This window comes from Flavobacterium sp., from assembly GCF_021151785.1.
GTDB lineage: Bacteria > Bacteroidota > Bacteroidia > Flavobacteriales > Flavobacteriaceae > Flavobacterium.
In genome coordinates this window covers 1-18,517 of sequence record NZ_JAGKWP010000047.1, presented here as the reverse complement: position 1 = coordinate 18,517, position 18,517 = coordinate 1, and the positions used below count along the sequence as shown (strand labels likewise).

Sequence of the window (18,517 nt, the reverse complement as noted above, 5' to 3'; positions counted from 1 at the left end):
AATTTAGGTACTACATTTTGTAATACATTTTCATTTATGAAAACGTCACCGCTATTCATAAAAATTAGAAAATCTCCATTTGCTACTTTTATTCCCTTATTCATGGCTGAATAAACTCCTTTATCAGGCTCTGAAACCCAGTAGTTTATTTTATCTTGATAATTTTTAATTATTTCACTTGATTGGTCTGTACTTCCTCCATCAATTATAATGAATTCGAAATTTTTATATGTTTGATTAATAACACTTTCAATAGTTTTTTTTAAGCCATTGTCATTGTTATAGTTTACAGTAATAACAGATATCATATTCATTATTGTATGTTGAATTTAGTTTTGTAAACGTTTTCAATTCCTTCTTTCAATGAAATTTTATATTTCCAACCTAGATTTTCTAGTTTTGTTACGTCCATTAATTTTCTTGGTGTTCCATCTGGCTTTTCTGTATCGAAATATATTTCTCCTTTAAAGCCAACAATCTCTTTTATTAAAAGAGCTAAGTCTTTGATTGATATCTCTTTACCAGAACCAATATTTAAAAATCCTTTTTCATTGTAATTTTCCATTAAAAAAACACAAGCATCTGCCATGTCAGAAGCGTGAAGAAATTCTCTTAATGGTGTTCCCGTTCCCCAAACTTCAACAGTTGATTCATTATTTAGTTTTGCTTCGTGAAATTTTCTCAATAAAGCTGGTAAAACGTGAGAATTTTGCAAATCATAATTATCGTTAAAACCATATAAATTAGTTGGCATAACCGATATAAAATTACAACCATATTGTTCTCTATAAGCATCACACATTTTGATACCAGCTATTTTAGCAATGGCATAAGGTTCATTGGTTTCTTCTAGTAACCCAGTCAATAGATATGCTTCTTTGAGTGGTTGAGGGGCTAACTTTGGATATATACAAGAAGAACCTAAAAACATCAGTTTTTTTACTTGATTGAGGTAGCTATGATGAATAACATTATTTTGAATCATCAAATTTTCGTAGATGAATTGTGCTCGGTATGTATTATTTGCCACTATACCACCAACTTTAGCGGCTGCTAGAAAAACGTATTCTGGCTTTTCATTCTCAAAAAATTCAGCTACTGCTTTTTGATTTGTTAAATCTAGTTCATTAGAAGTTCTGGTAATGATATTTGAAAATCCTTTACTAGTCAAATTAGCAACGATAGCACTACCTACCATACCTCTATGCCCAGCTACATATATTTTTGAATTTTTATTCATTATTTGAAATTCTTAATTAGTTTTTCTTTTTTGAACAAATCAACATCTGCTTCCATCATTTCTTTTACTAGCATCTCTAGTGTATATTTTGGTAACCAACCTAGTTTTGTTTTTGCTTTTGTATTATCTCCAATTAATAAATCTACCTCTGTTGGTCTAAAGTAGGTGGGATCTATTTGTATAACTATTTGTCCTACTTTAAATTCATATTCTGGATTTGACGTTGATTTTACAATTCCTTTTTCATTTACTCCTTCACCTTGAAATGCTATTTCTACTCCCACTTCTTTGAAAGCCATGAGTATAAAATCTCTAACAGTTGTAGTCACACCTGTAGAAATAACAAAATCTTCGGGTTGTTCTTGTTGTAAAATCAACCACATTGCTTCAACATAATCTTTGGCGTGTCCCCAATCTCTTTTAGCATCAATGTTCCCCATGAATAATGTTTCCTGAAGTCCAAGTGCCATTTGTGCAATACCCCTTGTGATTTTTCTAGTTACAAAAGTTTCTCCTCTAAGTGGACTTTCGTGATTGAATAAAATACCATTACAAGCAAACATATTATATGCCTCTCGATAGTTAACCGTTATCCAATAGGCATACATTTTAGCTACAGCATAAGGTGAACGAGGGTAAAACGGAGTAGTTTCTTTTTGAGGAACTTCTTGAACTAAACCATATAATTCAGAAGTTGATGCTTGATAGATTTTGGTTTTGTTAGTAAGTCCAAGTAAACGTACAGCTTCTAAAATTCGTAAGGTACCAATTCCATCTGCATTAGCAGTATATTCGGGTGTGTCAAAACTCACTTTCACATGACTCATAGCCCCTAAATTGTAGATTTCATCAGGTTGTGTTTCTTGAATAATTCTGATTAGATTAGTAGAATCACTCAAATCACCATAGTGTAATTTAAAATGTTGATTTTCAATATGAGGGTCCTCATAGATATGATCAATTCTTTGTGTATTGAATAAAGAACTTCTTCTTTTTATACCATGGACTCTATATCCTTTTGAAAGTAGTAATTCGGCTAAATAGGCTCCGTCTTGACCTGTAACTCCTGTTATTAATGCTGTTTTCATTTTTTTCCTTAATTGTTAAAAAAACAATTTATTTTATTGATTACTTGCTCTACTTCTTCCACAGTTGTTGCATAAGAAATAGGTAAACTTAATGTTGTTCGGTGAATTTCTTCGCTTATAGGGAAATGTAAACCTGAAAAATAGGTTTGATATCCTTCTTGATGGTTTGGTGAAACGGGATAATGAATTTCAGTAAAAATATTGTTGTCTAATAAATACTGTTTTAGTTCGTCTCTTTTTTCCGTTCTAATATTATAGATGTGATATACGTGTACACTATCCTTAATTTCACTAGGTTTGATTACCTTTTCAGTTAGCTTTTCATTGTAAATTTGAGCTAATTTTCTTTTATGGGAAGTGATTTTGTCTAGTGCAGGAAGTTTTACGTTTAAAAACGCAGCTTGTATCTCGTCAAGTCTAGAATTAAGTCCAGTATATTTGTTGTAATATTTTTTTTCTGAACCATAGTTTCTCAGTGCTTTTAATTTTTCAAATAATGTTTCATTTGAAGTTACAATTGCACCAGCATCACCGAGAGCTCCTAGATTTTTAGTAGGATAAAAACTAAAGGCACCAATAGTTCCAAAAGTACCTGCTTTTTTTTCTTTCAAAGTAGCTCCGTGTGCTTGAGCACAATCTTCAATAATTTCCAACTTGTGTTTTGTAGCAAGTGATACAATCTTATCCATTTGTGCTATTTGACCATACAGATGAACTACCATTATTGCTTTAGTTTTAGCAGTAATTTTTTCTTCAACTAGATGTGGATCTAGGTTATAAGTTTGAAGATTTGGCTCAACCAAAACGGGTATATGTCCAGCATTTATAATTGCTAAAATGGTAGCTATGTATGTATTAGAAGGAACAATAATTTCAGATTGCTTTGGGAAGTCTAAAGCTACTATACCTAGTTGTAAAGCATCCAATCCATTGGCAACACCAACGCAATATTTAGCCCCACAATATTGAGCAAAATTTTCTTCAAACGTTTTAACTTCATTTCCTAAAACATACCATCCATTAGTTAGAAAGGTGTTGAATTTTTCTTGAAACTCCGCTTCAAATTCTTTATTTAATTTATTTAAATTTTCGTAAAGTATTTTATCTGTATGGTTCATAAATGTAGTCTTTAGGGTCATAATATTCAGAGGCCAACACTAATAGAACGGCATCTTTTGAAAAATCATACATCCAATGATAGTCTTCTGGGTATAAAAATAAACATTTCTCAGGATGATCAAGTGTAAATTCCTCAACTTGCTTTCCATTGTCATTGGAAATTTTACATGAACCATGAATACAAATTGCGGCTTGTATTGTTTTGTGATGTCTATGTTTTCCTCTTACAGAATCATCTACATTATAAATGTAAAAAACCCTTTTTATATCAAAAGGGATGTTTTTTTCAAGTACACTTAAAGAGCCTCTTTTATCATGAAAAGAATTAATATGAATTAATTTAGGCATATATTTTTATGATTAGTTTTCTAATAAACTTTGGTATAAACCCGAAGTTTACTTGTTTAATATTATTACTATTTGTTTTTTGGTACACTATTTTTTCTTTAAGAATAGTGGTCCATATGGCATTGGATTGGTATCGAGTTGATTGATCTTGAGTAATTCCCAATGCTTCATTATTTGAATCAATTAAATTCCAATAATACAAATATAATAAATCAAGATCAGATTGTGGGTGTACTTTATATTCTTTGAAACCATTTGTGGCCCATTTTTTAGATAAAATTTTAAAATGGTGAAAATGATAGAATAGGATGTTTTCATCATTTGATAAAAAATGTTCTTTTTTCTTTGTAATTAGATAATTGTTTACATTCCATGGAGCTAGTCCACTACAATTATCATTTAAACTCAACACTTCATGAGGGTATTTGGTATTCCATTTATCTAAGTATTTTTGATCAGCAAAACGATCATTTATTTCATCGTATTCATCTCCACACCAGTCTAGGCAATCTTTTTTCCAATCTTCTAAACATGTTAAACCAGTTGCGTTATTTTTAAATATTTGAAAACTAACATTGTAAATACCATATTTACTAAGGTGTTTGATTTCCTTAGAAAATTTATGTGGTGTTACTATAACAGAGTATTCGTTGAGTTGATCAAATATTTTCCTCGGATCATCTAAAAACAAAATATCGGCATCTAGTGAGCATATGTGAGGTAATTGATGTTTTTTCAAAAGATATAAAGGCAAACACGGACTCAATGTAAAATAATATTCAATTTTACTTCGGTTCTTTTTAGCGGTGAGTAGTGCAGAGTCGTCCTGCTCAATTTCACTTAGAGTTAAAATTTTAATCTCTTGGTATTTATCTTTGTTTTTGGTAAAAAAATCATGCGTAAAATCATCTAAACATAAGATATACAATTCAAAGTTTTGGTTGTGTTTTTTAAGGGAATCATATAAAATAAGACCTCTAGATAAGTAATTTTTATCAAAATAAGTTGTTAGATGTAGCATTATAAATCTTATTTTTTATGTTTATTATTTTTGAAAATCTGTACAATTCCAAACGGAACAAAGAACAAAAGTACAGTTTTTATTATTTTTTTTAGTCTCTTTTTTAGGTATTTTCTAGTGTATCTTCCGAAATAGTCTCCTTTGCCTGAGTAACCTAATTTCATGGCCTTTGTTGTCAATTCGATTTCTTTAATTTCTATTTTTTCAAATGTAGGTTCATTTTGTTCTAATGGAGGAATTATATTAACTTTTGCATGAGTAGCATTTATTGATTCAATATGATTAGTGTAAGATGGATTAGGATATAAACATAACCAATCATTCAATACCATTACAGCTTGCCATCTTATGGCCCAAGAGTCAACTTTGCCAAATATTTGTTCTTTTAGCATGCCTTCCATATCATAGGCGCCATAGGTGTTAAAAGCAAACATCTTATTGTTTTTTTCTAATGCTTTGTAGAGAAAGACGGCATCTTCATTAAATTTTTCCCAGCGATCTTTCCAAGTTGCCCAACCCCATGTATCAGGCATGTTTGTGAAAAAATATTTTGGATATTTAGGACCACAAGCAAAAAAATTACACCCGCCTATTTCTCCTACTTGTTTATCATTTTGATAGGCTGAAAGGGCAGTGTTCATATAATTTAAAAAATAAGGCGAAACAATCAAGTCATCCTCTAGCACAATTGCTGTTTCATGGCTTGAAAACACGAAGTTTAAACCGTCAATAATGGAACATGCTAATCCCTTGTTCTTCTCTTGAATTTGAAGTCGAATTTCTTTAAATCGAGTTTCTTTTTTAATTATTTTTTTTACCTGTTCATTTTTTATTCTGTTTTCCTCAGAAGCGTTTTCTTTTAATCCATCACAAAAAATATATAAAATACTTTCGCTGGCTTCTTTATTTGTAGCCAATGAGTCTAGTATGGCCTGAGTATGTTCAGGTCTGTTGTAAGTAAATAAAAGAATAGGTGAAAACGACATTAGTTTAAAATTTTTGATAAGTATTTTAATCTTTCTTCTTCAGAGAATAGATTTGTTAATATGGTTTTATTATTGTTTTTTTCTTCAGGTGTTAATTCTTTTTTGAACGAATCAAAGTCTAAATCTTTAATTTTATTCGCATTAAATACAACAACACCAATTGATTTAAAAAAGGAGTATAATGGATTTTCTTTTTTTAAATATAATTTTTTTCCAAGTATGAGTAACGGAACACAATTTCCAAAGGCTTGTTGTCTATTATGATACATAACGCAAACATCAACTTCCATTAGTTGTTGGATGTATTGTGCTCTTGGAACAAAATCTTCCAAAAACTTAATTTTATTTTTGAAGTTAAAGGTGCCATATTGCTTAACAAAATGATTGTATTTATGATTGCCATAAGACATTGGTAAAACTAATTCAATATTTTCATTTTTAAACTGATTTAATACATCAAAGGCATCAACATGATTATTGCTTTCAGTAGCTGAGTTTCCTAGTTGAATAATAGTTTTATCTGTTTTACTTCCTTCAAGCTTATAATGAATAGCAAGATCAACATTTTGGTCATAATTATAGTTGAAATAAGGCAAATTCTCGAGATGGTAAATTCTTTTAATCAGTTCTAATTCCTGATCATAATGCTTAGGCAGAATTAACGCATTTATTCGTTTAATGGTTTTAATTTTTTCTTTAAATTGTTTTCTAGCCTTTAGTTTATAGGTTTTTTTAAACCAGAGTCGCTTCAAAAAGTGTTTTCTTTGACTATATTTTTCAGGTAAAATAGTGTGCTCTTTTACAAAGGTCAATGTTTTTTCATCATGAATCCAGTTCATGTGATATAAATAGGGGTCTTCATAAAATTCACCGCCCCATAGATATACGTATAAAGGAACTTCTTTTTTTAAATATTTAAGTAAAAACAATCCTGTTTTTAAATCATACCAATGAACAAATATCTTATCGTACTTAGTTGCTTTTTTTAGGGTTGATATAAATTCATCATCTCGAAATGATATCCATTTCGCTTTTGGGTTTTTAATATGCTTACTGTTCGCTTGATTACCATTAATAAAATAAATGTTCGAATTTTCAGAAGAAACTTTTTCAGCATCATCTATAAATCCGTCAATAAATTTATCATCTATCATAATATGATAATTCATAATCTAAGCCGTTATAAGTGATACAATTTTTTCTATTTCCTTTTCTGTTAATTCATAAAACAACGGTAAACGAACCAGACGATCTGTATAATAATCACTCCAAACTAATTCCTCACCTTGGTATTTATCTTTGTAATATTCACTTTTGTGTAAGCTAAGGTAATGAAAAACAGCTAGAACGTCATTATTTTTTAAAATATTGATACAAGCTGTTCTTTTTTCTAAACTATCAAAAACTAAAAAAAACATATGCGCGTTATTTGATGCATTTGAAGGAATAGTTATAGTTTTAAAACCTTTGTTTTCTTGAGGTTTAAGAAGCTTGTAATATAAATTCCATAATTCTTTTCTTCTATTTTGAATCTGATCCAGTTGTTCCAATTGTGCCCATAAAAATGCTGAGATGATTTCTGAAGGTAAAAATGATGAACCAGTGTCTACCCAGCCATATTTATTGATCTCTCCTCTAAAAAATTCTGCTCTATTGGTTCCTTTTTCCCAAATTATTTCAGCTCGTTTAATAAATTGCTCATCATTAATAACCAGCATACCACCTTCACCAGCAATAATATTTTTAGTTTCATGAAAAGAAAAAGCACTCATATGCCCAATACTGCCTAATGCTTTTTGGGTACCATCTTTAAAAGTATAGTAACTATCTATGGCTTGTGCAGCATCTTCAATTACAAGTAAATTATATTTTTTTGCTAAATCCATTATATTATCCATATCACAAGCGATTCCAGCATAATGTACGGGAACTATGGCTTTTGTTTTTGGAGTAATTAAAGCTTCAAGTTTAGAGGTGTCAATATTAGGATTTTCACTATTAGAATCAGCGAAGATAATTTTTGCTCCCTGTCTAACAAAGGCTAATGCGGTTGATACAAAAGTATAGCTAGGAATGATAACCTCGTCGTCTATTTCAATATTAGCTAAAATAGCACACATTTCTAACGCATCAGTGCAAGATGTTGTAAGTAAACATTTTTTAAATTCATATCGCTTTTCAAAAAAATCTTGACATAGTTTGGTATATTTTCCATTACCAGATATTTTTCCGCTATTAACTGCGTCTTCAATATAACTTGTTTCTTTTCCTGATAAATAAGGTTTGTTAAAAGGTATCATATGTTCCAATAATGATATATATAGGTTATGTTTTTTATTTTAAATCCAAAAGATTGATATAAATGCATGGCAGGTACGTTTTTTCCTTGAGTAGTTACCTGAATTTTAGAAATATTCAATGAAATGGCTTTCTCGTTGGTATAATTTAAAAGGAGTTTAGCTATTCCTTTTCCTCTTGCTTTTTCAGCTACTGCAATAAGCCCAATTTCAAGTACTTTTTCTTTTTTAACTAAGGTAATAAAACCTAAAATTTCATCATTTTGATTGGTCGCCACTACTACTTCAAAAGCACTTTTTCCTTCTACAGATTGTGTAATCCAACGTGAATATAATTCAACAAATTCATTATTTTTAAAATTTGAATCGATTTTAAATCGAGAATATTCACCACTAGAAATGGCCAAGTTTCTTAACGCATTAAAATCATGTTTATTAGGGTCAAAAAGTTCTAATTGAAATGTTTCGTTTTCAATATGGTCATTCGTACAGTTCATTTCTAATACTATTTTTTCATCAACTAGATAATTTTCAAATTCTATTATCCGAGCGGGAGAAAAAAGGTAAATTAGCTGATAACCAACTGCTTTTTTTTGAAGTAAATTGATATCAACACAGAGATCTGTTAATATAATTTTACCCACATTATAACCAAAAAAATTAGAATCCCATGTTAAACTTTCAACGTTCATATGTGTCATATATTTAGCAAATATAATTATAAATGCCTTTATTATTTTAATCTTCTTACAGAATGTGGTTATTTTTAAAAACTTTAGCTTTTTAGGGATAAGATTAATTATTTTTGCAAAAAAAATATGGAAATCAACACAGAAATTCACAACGCCTTTGAAGTCATTAAACAAGGTGGAATCATCTTGTATCCAACTGATACAGTTTGGGGTATTGGATGTGATGCCTCTAATAGTGAAGCCGTTCAAAAAATATTTGCATTAAAACAAAGAGCGGAAGCTAAGAGCATGATTTGCTTAGTAAATGGTGAGCGAATGCTATACAGTATGTTTAAAGATATACCAGAAACGGCCTGGCAGATTTGGGATTTTGCTACAAAACCAACAACACTTGTTTTAGACCAACCAAAAGGAATTGCTCCAGCTTTAATTGCAGAAGATCAATCGGTTGGAGTTCGAATGGTGAAGGAACCTTTTTGCTATAAATTAATGGAACGAATGAAAAAACCATTGGTTTCTACTTCAGCTAATCTATCAGGTCAACCTACACCAAAATCTTTCAAAGAAATTAGTCCAGAAATTATAAACGGTGTAGACTATGTTGTAAATTTGCACCACGAAAAAATGTGTGATAAGCCGTCAACGATTATTAAATTAACCTTAGATAGTCAGGTGAAAGTGATTAGACGATAATTCAATTTAAAGTGCGTTGATTATATTGTTTGCGCTTAATTGACTTATTCTCAAATTGACAAATTAATAGAATGAATTACAAACAAAATTTAGATCATAAAATTTTTAAAATCATTTCTAAAGCAGCTCAAGAATTAAACTTAGAATGCTATGTTATAGGTGGTTTTGTTCGCGATATTCTATTACATCGTGATCATAAAAAGGATATTGATATTGTAGCGGTAGGAAGCGGAATTGAATTAGCGTTAAAAGTATCCCAGTTGATTCCTCATCAACCTAAGGTTCAGGTTTTTAAAAATTATGGAACAGCTATGCTTCGTTATGAAGATATGGATGTTGAATTTGTAGGAGCTCGAAAAGAAAGTTATAATTTTGATAGTAGAAAACCAGTGGTAGAAAACGGTTCGCTCAAAGATGATCAAGAACGTCGTGATTTTACTATAAATGCAATGGCTTTTTCTTTAAATCAAAAGGATTTTGGTAACCTAGTCGATCCTTTTAATGGGGTCAATGATTTAACTAATAAAATTATTAAAACGCCTTTAGACGCTGATATAACTTACTCTGATGATCCTCTTAGGATGATGCGTGCTATTCGTTTTGCTACCCAATTGAAATTTGAAATTGAATCAGATTCTTTAGCAGCAATAGCAAGAAATAAAGACCGAATTGCTATTATTTCCGGAGAGCGAATTGTAGATGAATTGAATAAAATTTTAGCCACAGATCAACCATCTATTGGTTTTTTACATTTATATCAAACAGGATTATTGGAGCGTATCCTTCCTGAACTCACAGCCTTAAATCATGTTGAAGAAGTAGAGGGACATACACATAAAAATAATTTTTATCACACCCTAGAAGTAGTAGATAATATTTGTCCAAACACTGATAATTTATGGTTGCGTTGGGCTGCTCTTTTACATGATATTGGAAAAGCACCCACAAAAAAGTTTCATAAAAAACAGGGCTGGACTTTTCATGGGCACGAGTTTTTGGGAGGTAAAATGGTCAAGAAAATCTTTGAGCGATTGCACATGCCTTTGAATCAAAAAATGAAGTTTGTACAAAAAATGGTAACCATGAGTTCTAGGCCAATAGTGTTAGCACAGGACATCGTTACAGATTCTGCGGTTCGAAGATTAGTTTTTGATGCTGGAGAGGATGTCGAAGCACTTATGATTTTGTGTGAAGCGGATATTACCACAAAAAATCCTAAAAAATTTCAAAAATATCATCACAATTTTAAAATTGTAAGAGAAAAAATTGTTGAAGTAGAAGAGAAGGATCGCGTGCGTGTTTTTCAACCTCCTATTTCTGGAGAGGAAATTATGGCTCTTTTTGGATTAAAACCTTGCCGAGAAATTGGAGTTTTAAAAGAAGCGGTCAAAGAAGCTATTTTAGAAGGAGAAATCCCAAATGAATACCAAGCAGCCTATGATTTTGTGCTGGAAAAGGCTTTCAAAATGGGTTTAGAAAAAGTATAAATTTATAAGTTGTTAAATCAAAATTATCAGACTCATTCTGTACTTTTGTATGCAATTGAATAGTAAAGAAATGAAAACAAATAAATCTGTAATTATCTGGTTATTATCAGGATGTGCCTTACTGTTTATAATGGTAACAGTTGGGGGTATTACTCGTTTAACAAATTCGGGATTGTCCATGACCGATTGGCATTTGATTCATGATACGTTTCCTCCAATGAGCGAAGAAAAATGGATGGAAGCTTTTAATGAGTATAAAAAATACCCTGAATATCTTAAAATTAATCAATACAAATCAGGCGGATTTACACTGGACGATTATAAATCTATCTTTTTCTGGGAATGGTTTCATAGATTTATTGGACGTATTATAGGTGTGGTTTTTTTGGTTCCTTTTATTTATTTTTTATTTAAAAAGAGATTGGATACACCAACGCTGAAAAAATGTTTGATCCTTTTGTCTATGGGCGCTTTTCAGGGATTTTTAGGCTGGTTTATGGTGGCTAGTGGACTTAAGGATAATCCTGATGTAAGTCATTTTAGATTGGCCATACACCTTACTTTTGCTTTTCTTACTTTTGCCTACACGCTGTGGGTAGCATTAGACTTAATTTATCCAGATAGAAAACCAGCCGTTGGGCCTCTTAAAAAAATAGCGAGAATTGCATTGGTTGTTCTTCTTATCCAAATTATATATGGTGGATTTGTTGCTGGATTAAATGCCGGATTAGTTCATAACCATTGGCCTTTGATGAGTGATGGACAATTTTTCCATGAAAGCATCACTCTAGAACAACCCACACTTTTACAGTCATTTACAGAAGGTAAAAGCGGTGTTCAATTTATTCATAGAACTTTTGCTTATGTGGTTGTAGCCATGATTTTACTTTTGTTTGTTAAAAGTAGAGCCTTTGTTTTAGATGCGACACAATCTAAAGCTACATCTGTTTTATTAGTTTTTGTAGGAATCCAGTTTTTATTGGGGGTTTTAACTTTGTTGTTTCACGTTCCTCTTTGGTTAGGTTTGGCACACCAAATCATGGCATTCTTTTTATTGTCTGCCATGACATTTACGTTACATCGTTTTAGTAAATAAAAAAAAACGGAAACCTAAGTTTCCGTTTTTTTATTTTTTTACTTTAATGGAACATCCAATGGCTTTAGTAGTAGATGGATTGGGGTCTAATCCTTTTTCTAAAGCTGAAATAGCGTTTTCTAAATACTTTTCTTTTACTGCTTTTGCATCTTCTACATTATCGTCAATAGCACCAATGTATTTCACTACTTTATGTTGGTCTAATAAAAATACATGTGGGGTTTTTGTAGCGCCATATTGAGGATATATTTTTTGACCTTCATCAAATAGATAAGGGAATGGGAACTTTTTTTCTTTGGCACGTTCTTGCATTTTTTCAAAACTATCATCAGGTTGAGCGACAGGATCATTGGGGTTAATTGCTAATAAGACATATCCTTTAGGTTTGTATTTTTTTGCTAACTCAATAATACGATCTTCATACTTTACTGCAAACGGACAATGGTTGCAAGTAAAAACAACAATAAACCCTTTAGCATCTTTATAATCTGCCATGCTGTACCATTTGTTATCAACAGATTTTAATTTGAAATCTGTTGCCGTATCACCAATTTGATAACCAGTAACGGGTTGGTCAAAACTTAATAGTGTACCCACAAATAAAGCTAAAAATCCAATTTTCTTTAACATAATTAATTATTTATAGTTTGATTAATATAATTATTCAATTCGTCATAGGATGAAAATTCATGTTCAATAAAAACATGTTTCTCTTTGAAAATAATTAAAGTGGCTGGAATGGAGCCTGACCAATTTTCATCTACTTTGCCTATCCAGTCGTTATAGTTTTTCTCAGCCAAATAGGTCGTTATAAACGAATACTTTTTCTTTTTTAAAAAAGGAATTAATTTGGATTCAACTTGTTTTTCAAAATCTAAACTTACTGTTATGACTTTTATATTTGGATTATTTTGGTGTAATGTCTCAAAATAAGGGAGTTCTTTAACACATGGAGCGCACCAAGTAGCCCAAAAATTAACCACTAAAGGTTGGTTATTGGATTGGGATAAATAAGTCTGTAACGCTTCAAAAGTTTGAAATCGAATCAAATCTTGAGCCTTTACAGAGGAGCTCATAAAAAAAATAAAAAATGTAACTAAACGAAAATATCTCATCTACTTTTTTATCAAAAATAGTGAGATATTTAATAAGAAGAGTTATTTTAACAATACTTTAAATTTATCCAATCCATTCTTTAAAATCACTAACACGTTCTCTGGCTACAATAACTTCATCTTCATTGTAGGTGGGTAAAATGATTTTTAATCGGGAATTTGAGTGTACCTGAATTTCTTTTATCGATGAAAGAGGAACAATATATTTTCTACTAATTCGGTAAAAATCCTTTGGATTTAGCTCTTGTTCTAAAACTTCTAATGTACTATCAATTAAATAACTTCTATTTTCTTTTGTATGCAGATAGGTGCCTTTATTTTCACTGTATATGCATTCAATATCTTCAACAAGAATCACTTTTAATTGCTGTCCTATTTTTACTGAAAATCTTCTTTTGAAGTCTTTTTCGGTAGGAGGGATGAACATTTTTTTTATTGCATCAATATCAAAAGGAGGAGTCGTGTTTTTTTGATGTTGTGTTTTGAATTTTGAAATAGCTTCTTCCAATTCATCATCATCAATAGGCTTTAAAAGATAGTCAATGCTATTTAATTTAAAGGCTTTTAATGCATATTCATCATAAGCCGTAGTAAATATTATTGCACTTTTTATAGGCTGGTCTTTTTGTTTAAAGTATTCAAATATTTCAAATGATAAGCCATCTGATAATTGAATATCGAGAAAAATTAACTCCGGATGAGGATGAACATTAAACCAATTTATGGCTTCTTCAACAGAATGCAATAGCGTATGTACTTTTAGACCTAATTTTTCTACTTTTCGTTGTAACAATCGTGCAGCAGGTTTTTCGTCTTCAATGATGATTATGTGCATAATAATAGCCTTTAAGATGTCATTTAATTGGATGAGAAATAGAAAAAATAGTTATTGCCATTGATTATTTTGTTTTTCTTTTTCCATGAATTCTTTTATTTTACGTTCTTCCCATTGTTTACTTAGAAGAAGATCTGGAAGAAAAACAGAAACGCCATGTGCAAATATTCCAATGCCCCAAAAGAATGCCGTGTAAAAATTTTTCAGTTGAAAATAACTTTCCCCTACTTTTAAGTTATTTATGTTAGTAATAATAATCATAATATTAATTACGATATAAACCGCTAAATGGGTATAGAATCCTTTCATTCTTTTTACTTTTTTCAGCGCTTCATAATAGGTAGCTTCTTCAGCATTAGAGGGAATAAAACTTTTAAATTCTTTTTTATTTAAATTGTTTATTTTATCAAAGGTAGGTTGCATAATTTTTAAATTTTAAATGTTATTGATTAATTCCAATGTTGTGTTTTGTTTTGATTTAAGTATTCCTGAATTTTACGTTCTTCCCATTTTTTACCTAGTCCAAAGGTTTCAAAAGCATGAAAAGTTAAGCCCATTCCCCAACCTAACATAGGAAACCAAAACCATTGAAATTTCATTGTACTTACATTGATGATGATTAAGGTTGGAATTACAAAGCAATAAGCCAATAAATTGCCATAAAATCCTTTTAGTTGATTCACTCTATCTTTTGCTTTTTCATAAGCCATTTTTTCTGTATATATAAATTGTGTTTCCATTTTTGCGATTTGTTTCGTTAATATTGGAAGATAAATTTTAAATGAATTCTTGTTTTCCTCCACCAGTACTTTTCTTTTTGTTAATATGGCATAGCGATTTACAATATTTTGTAATCCCACTCCTTTTCTATCAGTTAATGTTTCCTTTTTTTGAAGGTTATTTTCAACAATTAACCAATTTTCTTCTATATATATTTTAATGTGTAATGGTTTTTGTTCACTTACTATGTTGTGTTTGATGCAATTTTCTAGAAGTAATTGTAAAGAAAGAGGAACTACTTTTGCTTCTTCATTTTCAAAAGAATTGGGCAGCTCAAATGTGATGCTGTTTTCAAAACGCATTTTAAGCAAATTCATATACGTTTTAGCAAAATCTAATTCTTCTTCGACCGAAACTAATTCTTTATCTTTTTGTTCCAAAACATAACGATATACTTTAGATAATGAAGTAGTGAATTTTTGAGCTGCATCAGGGTTTTCTTCAATTAGAGAACTTAAAACATTTAAACTATTAAATAAAAAATGAGGGTCAATTTGGTTTTTTAAACTTTCAAACTGAGCAGAGGCCGTTCCAGCAATTATTTTTTGTTCTTTAACCTTATTTTCCTGATAAGCCTTGTAAAAATAGAAGGCATGAAAAGCCAAGGTTACGATAAATGTGATGATGATTGAAACCAAATAGTTGGCAATTCGCTCTTGACTTAAAAACTGAGATATTGTTTTTTGTTCAATAACCACGTCTTCAAGAAATCTCAATAGAAAAATGATGCCTACAGAAATAAAGAATGAACTTAAAAAGCCAACGATAACTCTTTTTTTAGCAAAACGATCACTTGAAAAAATCTGATCTAAATATATAAATAGAGCAGCATTTCCTAAGTAAATACTCATGCCATATAACATAGTATAACCAAAATTAGAGACCAATTGTTCATTAAATTGAATGGTAACACCACTAACTAATCGTATTACGAGCAAGACAATAAAAATACTTAGGGATAAGAATAATCCACGTGGGATTTCTTTGATGAGTTGATATAACATGAGGTACTATTTTTAATTACATTTAGTCGCTTCTTCTTTTGCTCGTTCTACACCCCACGTAGGATGAAAGGGCGATTCAGGCTTAAATGTAGCAAATAATTCGATTGATTTTTTGATTTTTTCACACATGGGCGAAGTGTCAGATTCAAAATAAGTAGCTGCTTCTTTTTCAAAGCTAGCTTTGTTAAAAACCACTCTTGGATTATTAGGTGCTATTGTAGCTGCTTTTTCATAGATTTTCATTACATCAGTATAGTACAATCTGCCATTTGTCATTGGATCATAGACAATCCAAGCAGTATAAATCATGGCTTGAACAACTAATATTTCTGGATTATCTGGAGCGATTTGACTAATTTGATCTTGTGCCTTTTGCGCCTTATCTAAAAAATTTTTCATTTTAGCCTTGTCTTCTTCTTTATACGCTTGAAGGGTGTTGATTAAAGAGACATAATATCCCGGAAGCCAGTTGTTTTTGTTTACTGTTGCCAGGTGTTCAAATTGAGCTACAGCTTCCGTGTTTTTACCATCCTTCCATAAAGCTAATCCATTACTCATTTCTTTTTCGAACAAACTTTGAGCAGAGGAGACAAGTGCAATAATAAAGAAAACGAATGTTGAAATTAATTTTGTCATAGTGTTGATTTTTTAAAGTTATAAATTATGAGTTGTTTTATTTTGATGAAGCAAAGTTGCAGCATCAACACTTATAAAAAAATCATTTGCTACCGAACTGTATTTTTTTATGGATGAATTGTAATGAAGTGAATTTATTGAAATAAAAAAACTCAAATAAATTCAGTTGCTGAGGTTGTCGATGAATAAAAGAGGTAGGGTTTTGTTTTTTCGGTTGTTTTTGAAAAGGGGGAGTGGTCTTTTTTTAAATAACTGATTCTTTTATTTAATGTAAAGTAAGGGCAACAGCTACGGTTGTTAAGCGAAGTTTATTTAATTAAATATTCTGTATAAATTTACATTTTGGATGGGATTTACAACCTAGAAAATTTCCAAATTTACCATTGCGCATGATTAAGTTATTGCCACATTGAGGACATCTACTTTCCCGAATAGAATTTTTTCGTTTTTGAATTCTTTGTTTGATTGATTTAATATGTTCATGTTTGTCGTACGTATCAATTAAATTTAATGCATTGATTTTTTCAAAGATATTTTCTTTTTCGATTTCTGTGAGGTTTGTGCTTGTGTATCTTTTAATTGTTGCTAAGAGTCGGGATAAATTTACTACATCTGTTCTTGTATTTACTTTAATTTCTGCACTTGAGGAAAAAACAATAATTGATTTATATTCTAAATTTGGATATTCACTAAGACAGTTTTTTAACGTTTTTATATGACTTAAATTTTGTCGAATAGGATTGTAAAGTTTTTCCTTACGTTTATATATGACTTGAGTCCAATATTCTGAGTTTTCATTTCCAAGAATCCATCCTTTATAATTTTTTGTTTCAATAACAAAAATTCCAAAATCAGAAATTACTAAATGGTCAATTTGTGTAGTTATTTCACCTGTTTTTAGAACAATATTATTAATGACTTTATACTTAGATTTATCCAAAAAATATAAGATTGAAGAAGTTGTTTTCTCTCCAATTACTCCTTTGATTTTTGTTTTGTATAATCCCAAAATCAGGATTAATGACAGAATCAATATTAATAGTACAAAGTTCATTCACGATGTTTTGGGGTTAAATTTTGCCTAACGTCAGTTCTATAAAAAGCTAAATTTCTTTACTCACTAATCTTTACAAACTCAAATATACTACTTTTTAGTAATAAATATTTGATAAATTTAAAATTGTAGTATTAGTTGGGTCTACGAGTAAGTGCTTCAAAACCGCTCTTAAATTGCTTTAAAAGAGGTCGAAATTTATACTTTTTGTAGTTTATTTTTAAAAAATGATGGTTGTGCAACAGATACCGCTGATGGCAGTAGTTATTGTTCCACTATTAAGTTGTCGATTTCGCTTTTAAGTTCAAGAAGATGATTTATAAGAATGGACCAAATGTTTTCATCTGAAATATTATCATAAGCATGAATTACTTGATTTCTCAAGCCAATAATTGCTCTTGCATTTGTTATTTTAGTTTCAAAATCTTTATCACGAGTAATGATTCGGTTAATAGCTTCACCAATGATTTCCAAATCTCTTTCTACTGCTCTTTTTAACATCAAGTTTTTTCGATATTTAAAAAAGTCTTTTTGTTCATTTTCAAAATAACTATCAATTTCATCAATAGCCATTTTGATATCAAATAGCCACTTTAGGATTCTTTCATCCATAAATAAGCTCTTTAGATTTATTTATTGATTTTATAAGAATTGGATTTTTAAGCGTTTGTTCTTCAAGTAAATCAACTTCACGACCAAATAATTTTTTCAAATTCTCTTTTAGATTCATATAATTATCAAAGTATTTTGATAATTCGATAGACTTAAATTTAACTAAGAAATCGATATCACTTTTATCATTAAAGTTTGAATTTAGAGCCGACCCAAAAAGATACATTTTATCCACATTGTATGTCGAACAAAGTTTTTTTAGATCATCAATATTTTTTTCAATTAGAATCATGTTCAAATTTATGAAAAAAGTTTTTATAACGTTCAGTTTTTTATAATTACCGCTAACGTCAGTTAGTCTAAAAAGCTAAATTTCTTTACCATCTAACTTTTATAAACTCAAATATACTACTT

General features: G+C 30.2%; 22 protein-coding genes. 3 read left to right on the top strand and 19 right to left on the bottom strand.

Annotation, left to right across the window (positions count from 1 at the left end; all coding sequences use genetic code 11):
* From QZ824_RS06640 to QZ824_RS06595, 10 genes are all read right to left on the bottom strand, one after another.
* A partial coding sequence (locus tag QZ824_RS06640) for a glycosyltransferase (protein ID WP_291275238.1) occupies window positions 1-314 on the bottom strand: 314 nt, incomplete at its 3' end.
* The gene (locus QZ824_RS06635) at window positions 314-1,240 is read right to left on the bottom strand and encodes a GDP-L-fucose synthase (protein WP_291275237.1); all 927 of its coding nucleotides are present in this window, start codon (window positions 1,238-1,240) and stop codon (window positions 314-316) included. The genes QZ824_RS06635 and QZ824_RS06640, both read right to left, overlap by 1 nt.
* Window positions 1,240-2,328, bottom strand: coding sequence for a GDP-mannose 4,6-dehydratase (gmd, locus tag QZ824_RS06630; RefSeq protein WP_291275236.1), 1,089 nt, complete (start codon window positions 2,326-2,328; stop codon window positions 1,240-1,242). Before gmd ends, QZ824_RS06635 begins: the two co-directional genes overlap by 1 nt.
* Window positions 2,329-2,336: 8 nt before the next feature.
* A complete protein-coding gene (locus QZ824_RS06625) occupies window positions 2,337-3,446 on the bottom strand; it encodes a DegT/DnrJ/EryC1/StrS family aminotransferase (protein WP_291275235.1) in 1,110 nt (369 codons plus the stop codon).
* A complete protein-coding gene (locus QZ824_RS06620) occupies window positions 3,430-3,795 on the bottom strand; it encodes an FdtA/QdtA family cupin domain-containing protein (protein ID WP_291275234.1) in 366 nt (121 codons plus the stop codon). Before QZ824_RS06620 ends, QZ824_RS06625 begins: the two co-directional genes overlap by 17 nt.
* Window positions 3,788-4,816 (bottom strand): hypothetical protein, encoded by a 1,029-nt coding sequence (locus tag QZ824_RS06615; protein WP_291275233.1) that lies wholly within the window; start codon window positions 4,814-4,816, stop codon window positions 3,788-3,790. Before QZ824_RS06615 ends, QZ824_RS06620 begins: the two co-directional genes overlap by 8 nt.
* Window positions 4,817-4,824: 8 nt before the next feature.
* Window positions 4,825-5,802, bottom strand: a complete 978-nt coding sequence (locus QZ824_RS06610) for a hypothetical protein (protein ID WP_291275232.1) — start codon at window positions 5,800-5,802, stop codon at window positions 4,825-4,827.
* A complete protein-coding gene (locus QZ824_RS06605) occupies window positions 5,802-6,971 on the bottom strand; it encodes a TDP-N-acetylfucosamine:lipid II N-acetylfucosaminyltransferase (RefSeq protein WP_291275231.1) in 1,170 nt (389 codons plus the stop codon). The genes QZ824_RS06610 and QZ824_RS06605 overlap by 1 nt, the downstream gene beginning before the upstream one ends.
* Before the next feature lie 3 nt (window positions 6,972-6,974).
* Window positions 6,975-8,102 (bottom strand): dTDP-4-amino-4,6-dideoxygalactose transaminase, encoded by a 1,128-nt coding sequence (rffA, locus tag QZ824_RS06600; RefSeq protein WP_291275230.1) that lies wholly within the window; start codon window positions 8,100-8,102, stop codon window positions 6,975-6,977.
* The gene (locus tag QZ824_RS06595) at window positions 8,099-8,791 is read right to left on the bottom strand and encodes a GNAT family N-acetyltransferase (RefSeq protein WP_291275229.1); all 693 of its coding nucleotides are present in this window, start codon (window positions 8,789-8,791) and stop codon (window positions 8,099-8,101) included. Before QZ824_RS06595 ends, rffA begins: the two co-directional genes overlap by 4 nt.
* Window positions 8,792-8,917: 126 nt before the next feature.
* On the opposite strand from QZ824_RS06595, the gene QZ824_RS06590 reads away from it, so the two are divergent.
* The 3 genes from QZ824_RS06590 to QZ824_RS06580 all read left to right on the top strand — a co-directional run bounded on the left by QZ824_RS06590 (window position 8,918) and on the right by QZ824_RS06580 (window position 12,067).
* Window positions 8,918-9,484: an L-threonylcarbamoyladenylate synthase gene (locus QZ824_RS06590; RefSeq protein WP_291275228.1), complete on the top strand. Its 567-nt coding sequence runs from the start codon at window positions 8,918-8,920 to the stop codon at window positions 9,482-9,484.
* Window positions 9,485-9,555: 71 nt separating this feature from the next.
* Complete coding sequence (locus QZ824_RS06585) at window positions 9,556-10,971, top strand: HD domain-containing protein (protein WP_291275227.1); 1,416 nt, start codon at window positions 9,556-9,558, stop codon at window positions 10,969-10,971.
* Window positions 10,972-11,041: 70 nt separating this feature from the next.
* Window positions 11,042-12,067, top strand: a complete 1,026-nt coding sequence (locus QZ824_RS06580; RefSeq protein WP_291275226.1) for a COX15/CtaA family protein — start codon at window positions 11,042-11,044, stop codon at window positions 12,065-12,067.
* 30 nt (window positions 12,068-12,097) lie between these two features.
* On the opposite strand, the gene QZ824_RS06575 is transcribed toward QZ824_RS06580, so the two are convergent.
* The 9 genes from QZ824_RS06575 to QZ824_RS06535 form a co-directional block, all read right to left on the bottom strand.
* Window positions 12,098-12,697 (bottom strand): thioredoxin family protein, encoded by a 600-nt coding sequence (locus QZ824_RS06575; RefSeq protein WP_291275225.1) that lies wholly within the window; start codon window positions 12,695-12,697, stop codon window positions 12,098-12,100.
* 2 nt (window positions 12,698-12,699) lie between these two features.
* Window positions 12,700-13,143: a TlpA disulfide reductase family protein gene (locus tag QZ824_RS06570; RefSeq protein ID WP_291275224.1), complete on the bottom strand. Its 444-nt coding sequence runs from the start codon at window positions 13,141-13,143 to the stop codon at window positions 12,700-12,702.
* 103 nt (window positions 13,144-13,246) lie between these two features.
* The gene (locus QZ824_RS06565; RefSeq protein ID WP_291275223.1) at window positions 13,247-14,017 is read right to left on the bottom strand and encodes a LytTR family DNA-binding domain-containing protein; all 771 of its coding nucleotides are present in this window, start codon (window positions 14,015-14,017) and stop codon (window positions 13,247-13,249) included.
* Between the two features lie 51 nt (window positions 14,018-14,068).
* Window positions 14,069-14,440, bottom strand: coding sequence for a 2TM domain-containing protein (locus tag QZ824_RS06560; RefSeq protein ID WP_291275222.1), 372 nt, complete (start codon window positions 14,438-14,440; stop codon window positions 14,069-14,071).
* A 26-nt stretch (window positions 14,441-14,466) separates the two neighbouring features.
* Window positions 14,467-15,801 (bottom strand): histidine kinase, encoded by a 1,335-nt coding sequence (locus QZ824_RS06555; protein ID WP_291275221.1) that lies wholly within the window; start codon window positions 15,799-15,801, stop codon window positions 14,467-14,469.
* Between the two features lie 12 nt (window positions 15,802-15,813).
* Complete coding sequence (locus tag QZ824_RS06550) at window positions 15,814-16,437, bottom strand: hypothetical protein (RefSeq protein WP_291275220.1); 624 nt, start codon at window positions 16,435-16,437, stop codon at window positions 15,814-15,816.
* A gap of 316 nt (window positions 16,438-16,753) precedes the next feature.
* The gene (locus QZ824_RS06545; protein ID WP_291275219.1) at window positions 16,754-17,491 is read right to left on the bottom strand and encodes an NERD domain-containing protein; all 738 of its coding nucleotides are present in this window, start codon (window positions 17,489-17,491) and stop codon (window positions 16,754-16,756) included.
* 264 nt (window positions 17,492-17,755) lie between these two features.
* A complete protein-coding gene (locus QZ824_RS06540) occupies window positions 17,756-18,103 on the bottom strand; it encodes a HepT-like ribonuclease domain-containing protein (protein WP_291275218.1) in 348 nt (115 codons plus the stop codon).
* Window positions 18,096-18,395, bottom strand: a complete 300-nt coding sequence (locus QZ824_RS06535; protein WP_291275217.1) for a nucleotidyltransferase domain-containing protein — start codon at window positions 18,393-18,395, stop codon at window positions 18,096-18,098. The genes QZ824_RS06540 and QZ824_RS06535 overlap by 8 nt, the downstream gene beginning before the upstream one ends.
* Between the last annotated feature and the right edge of the window lie 122 nt (window positions 18,396-18,517).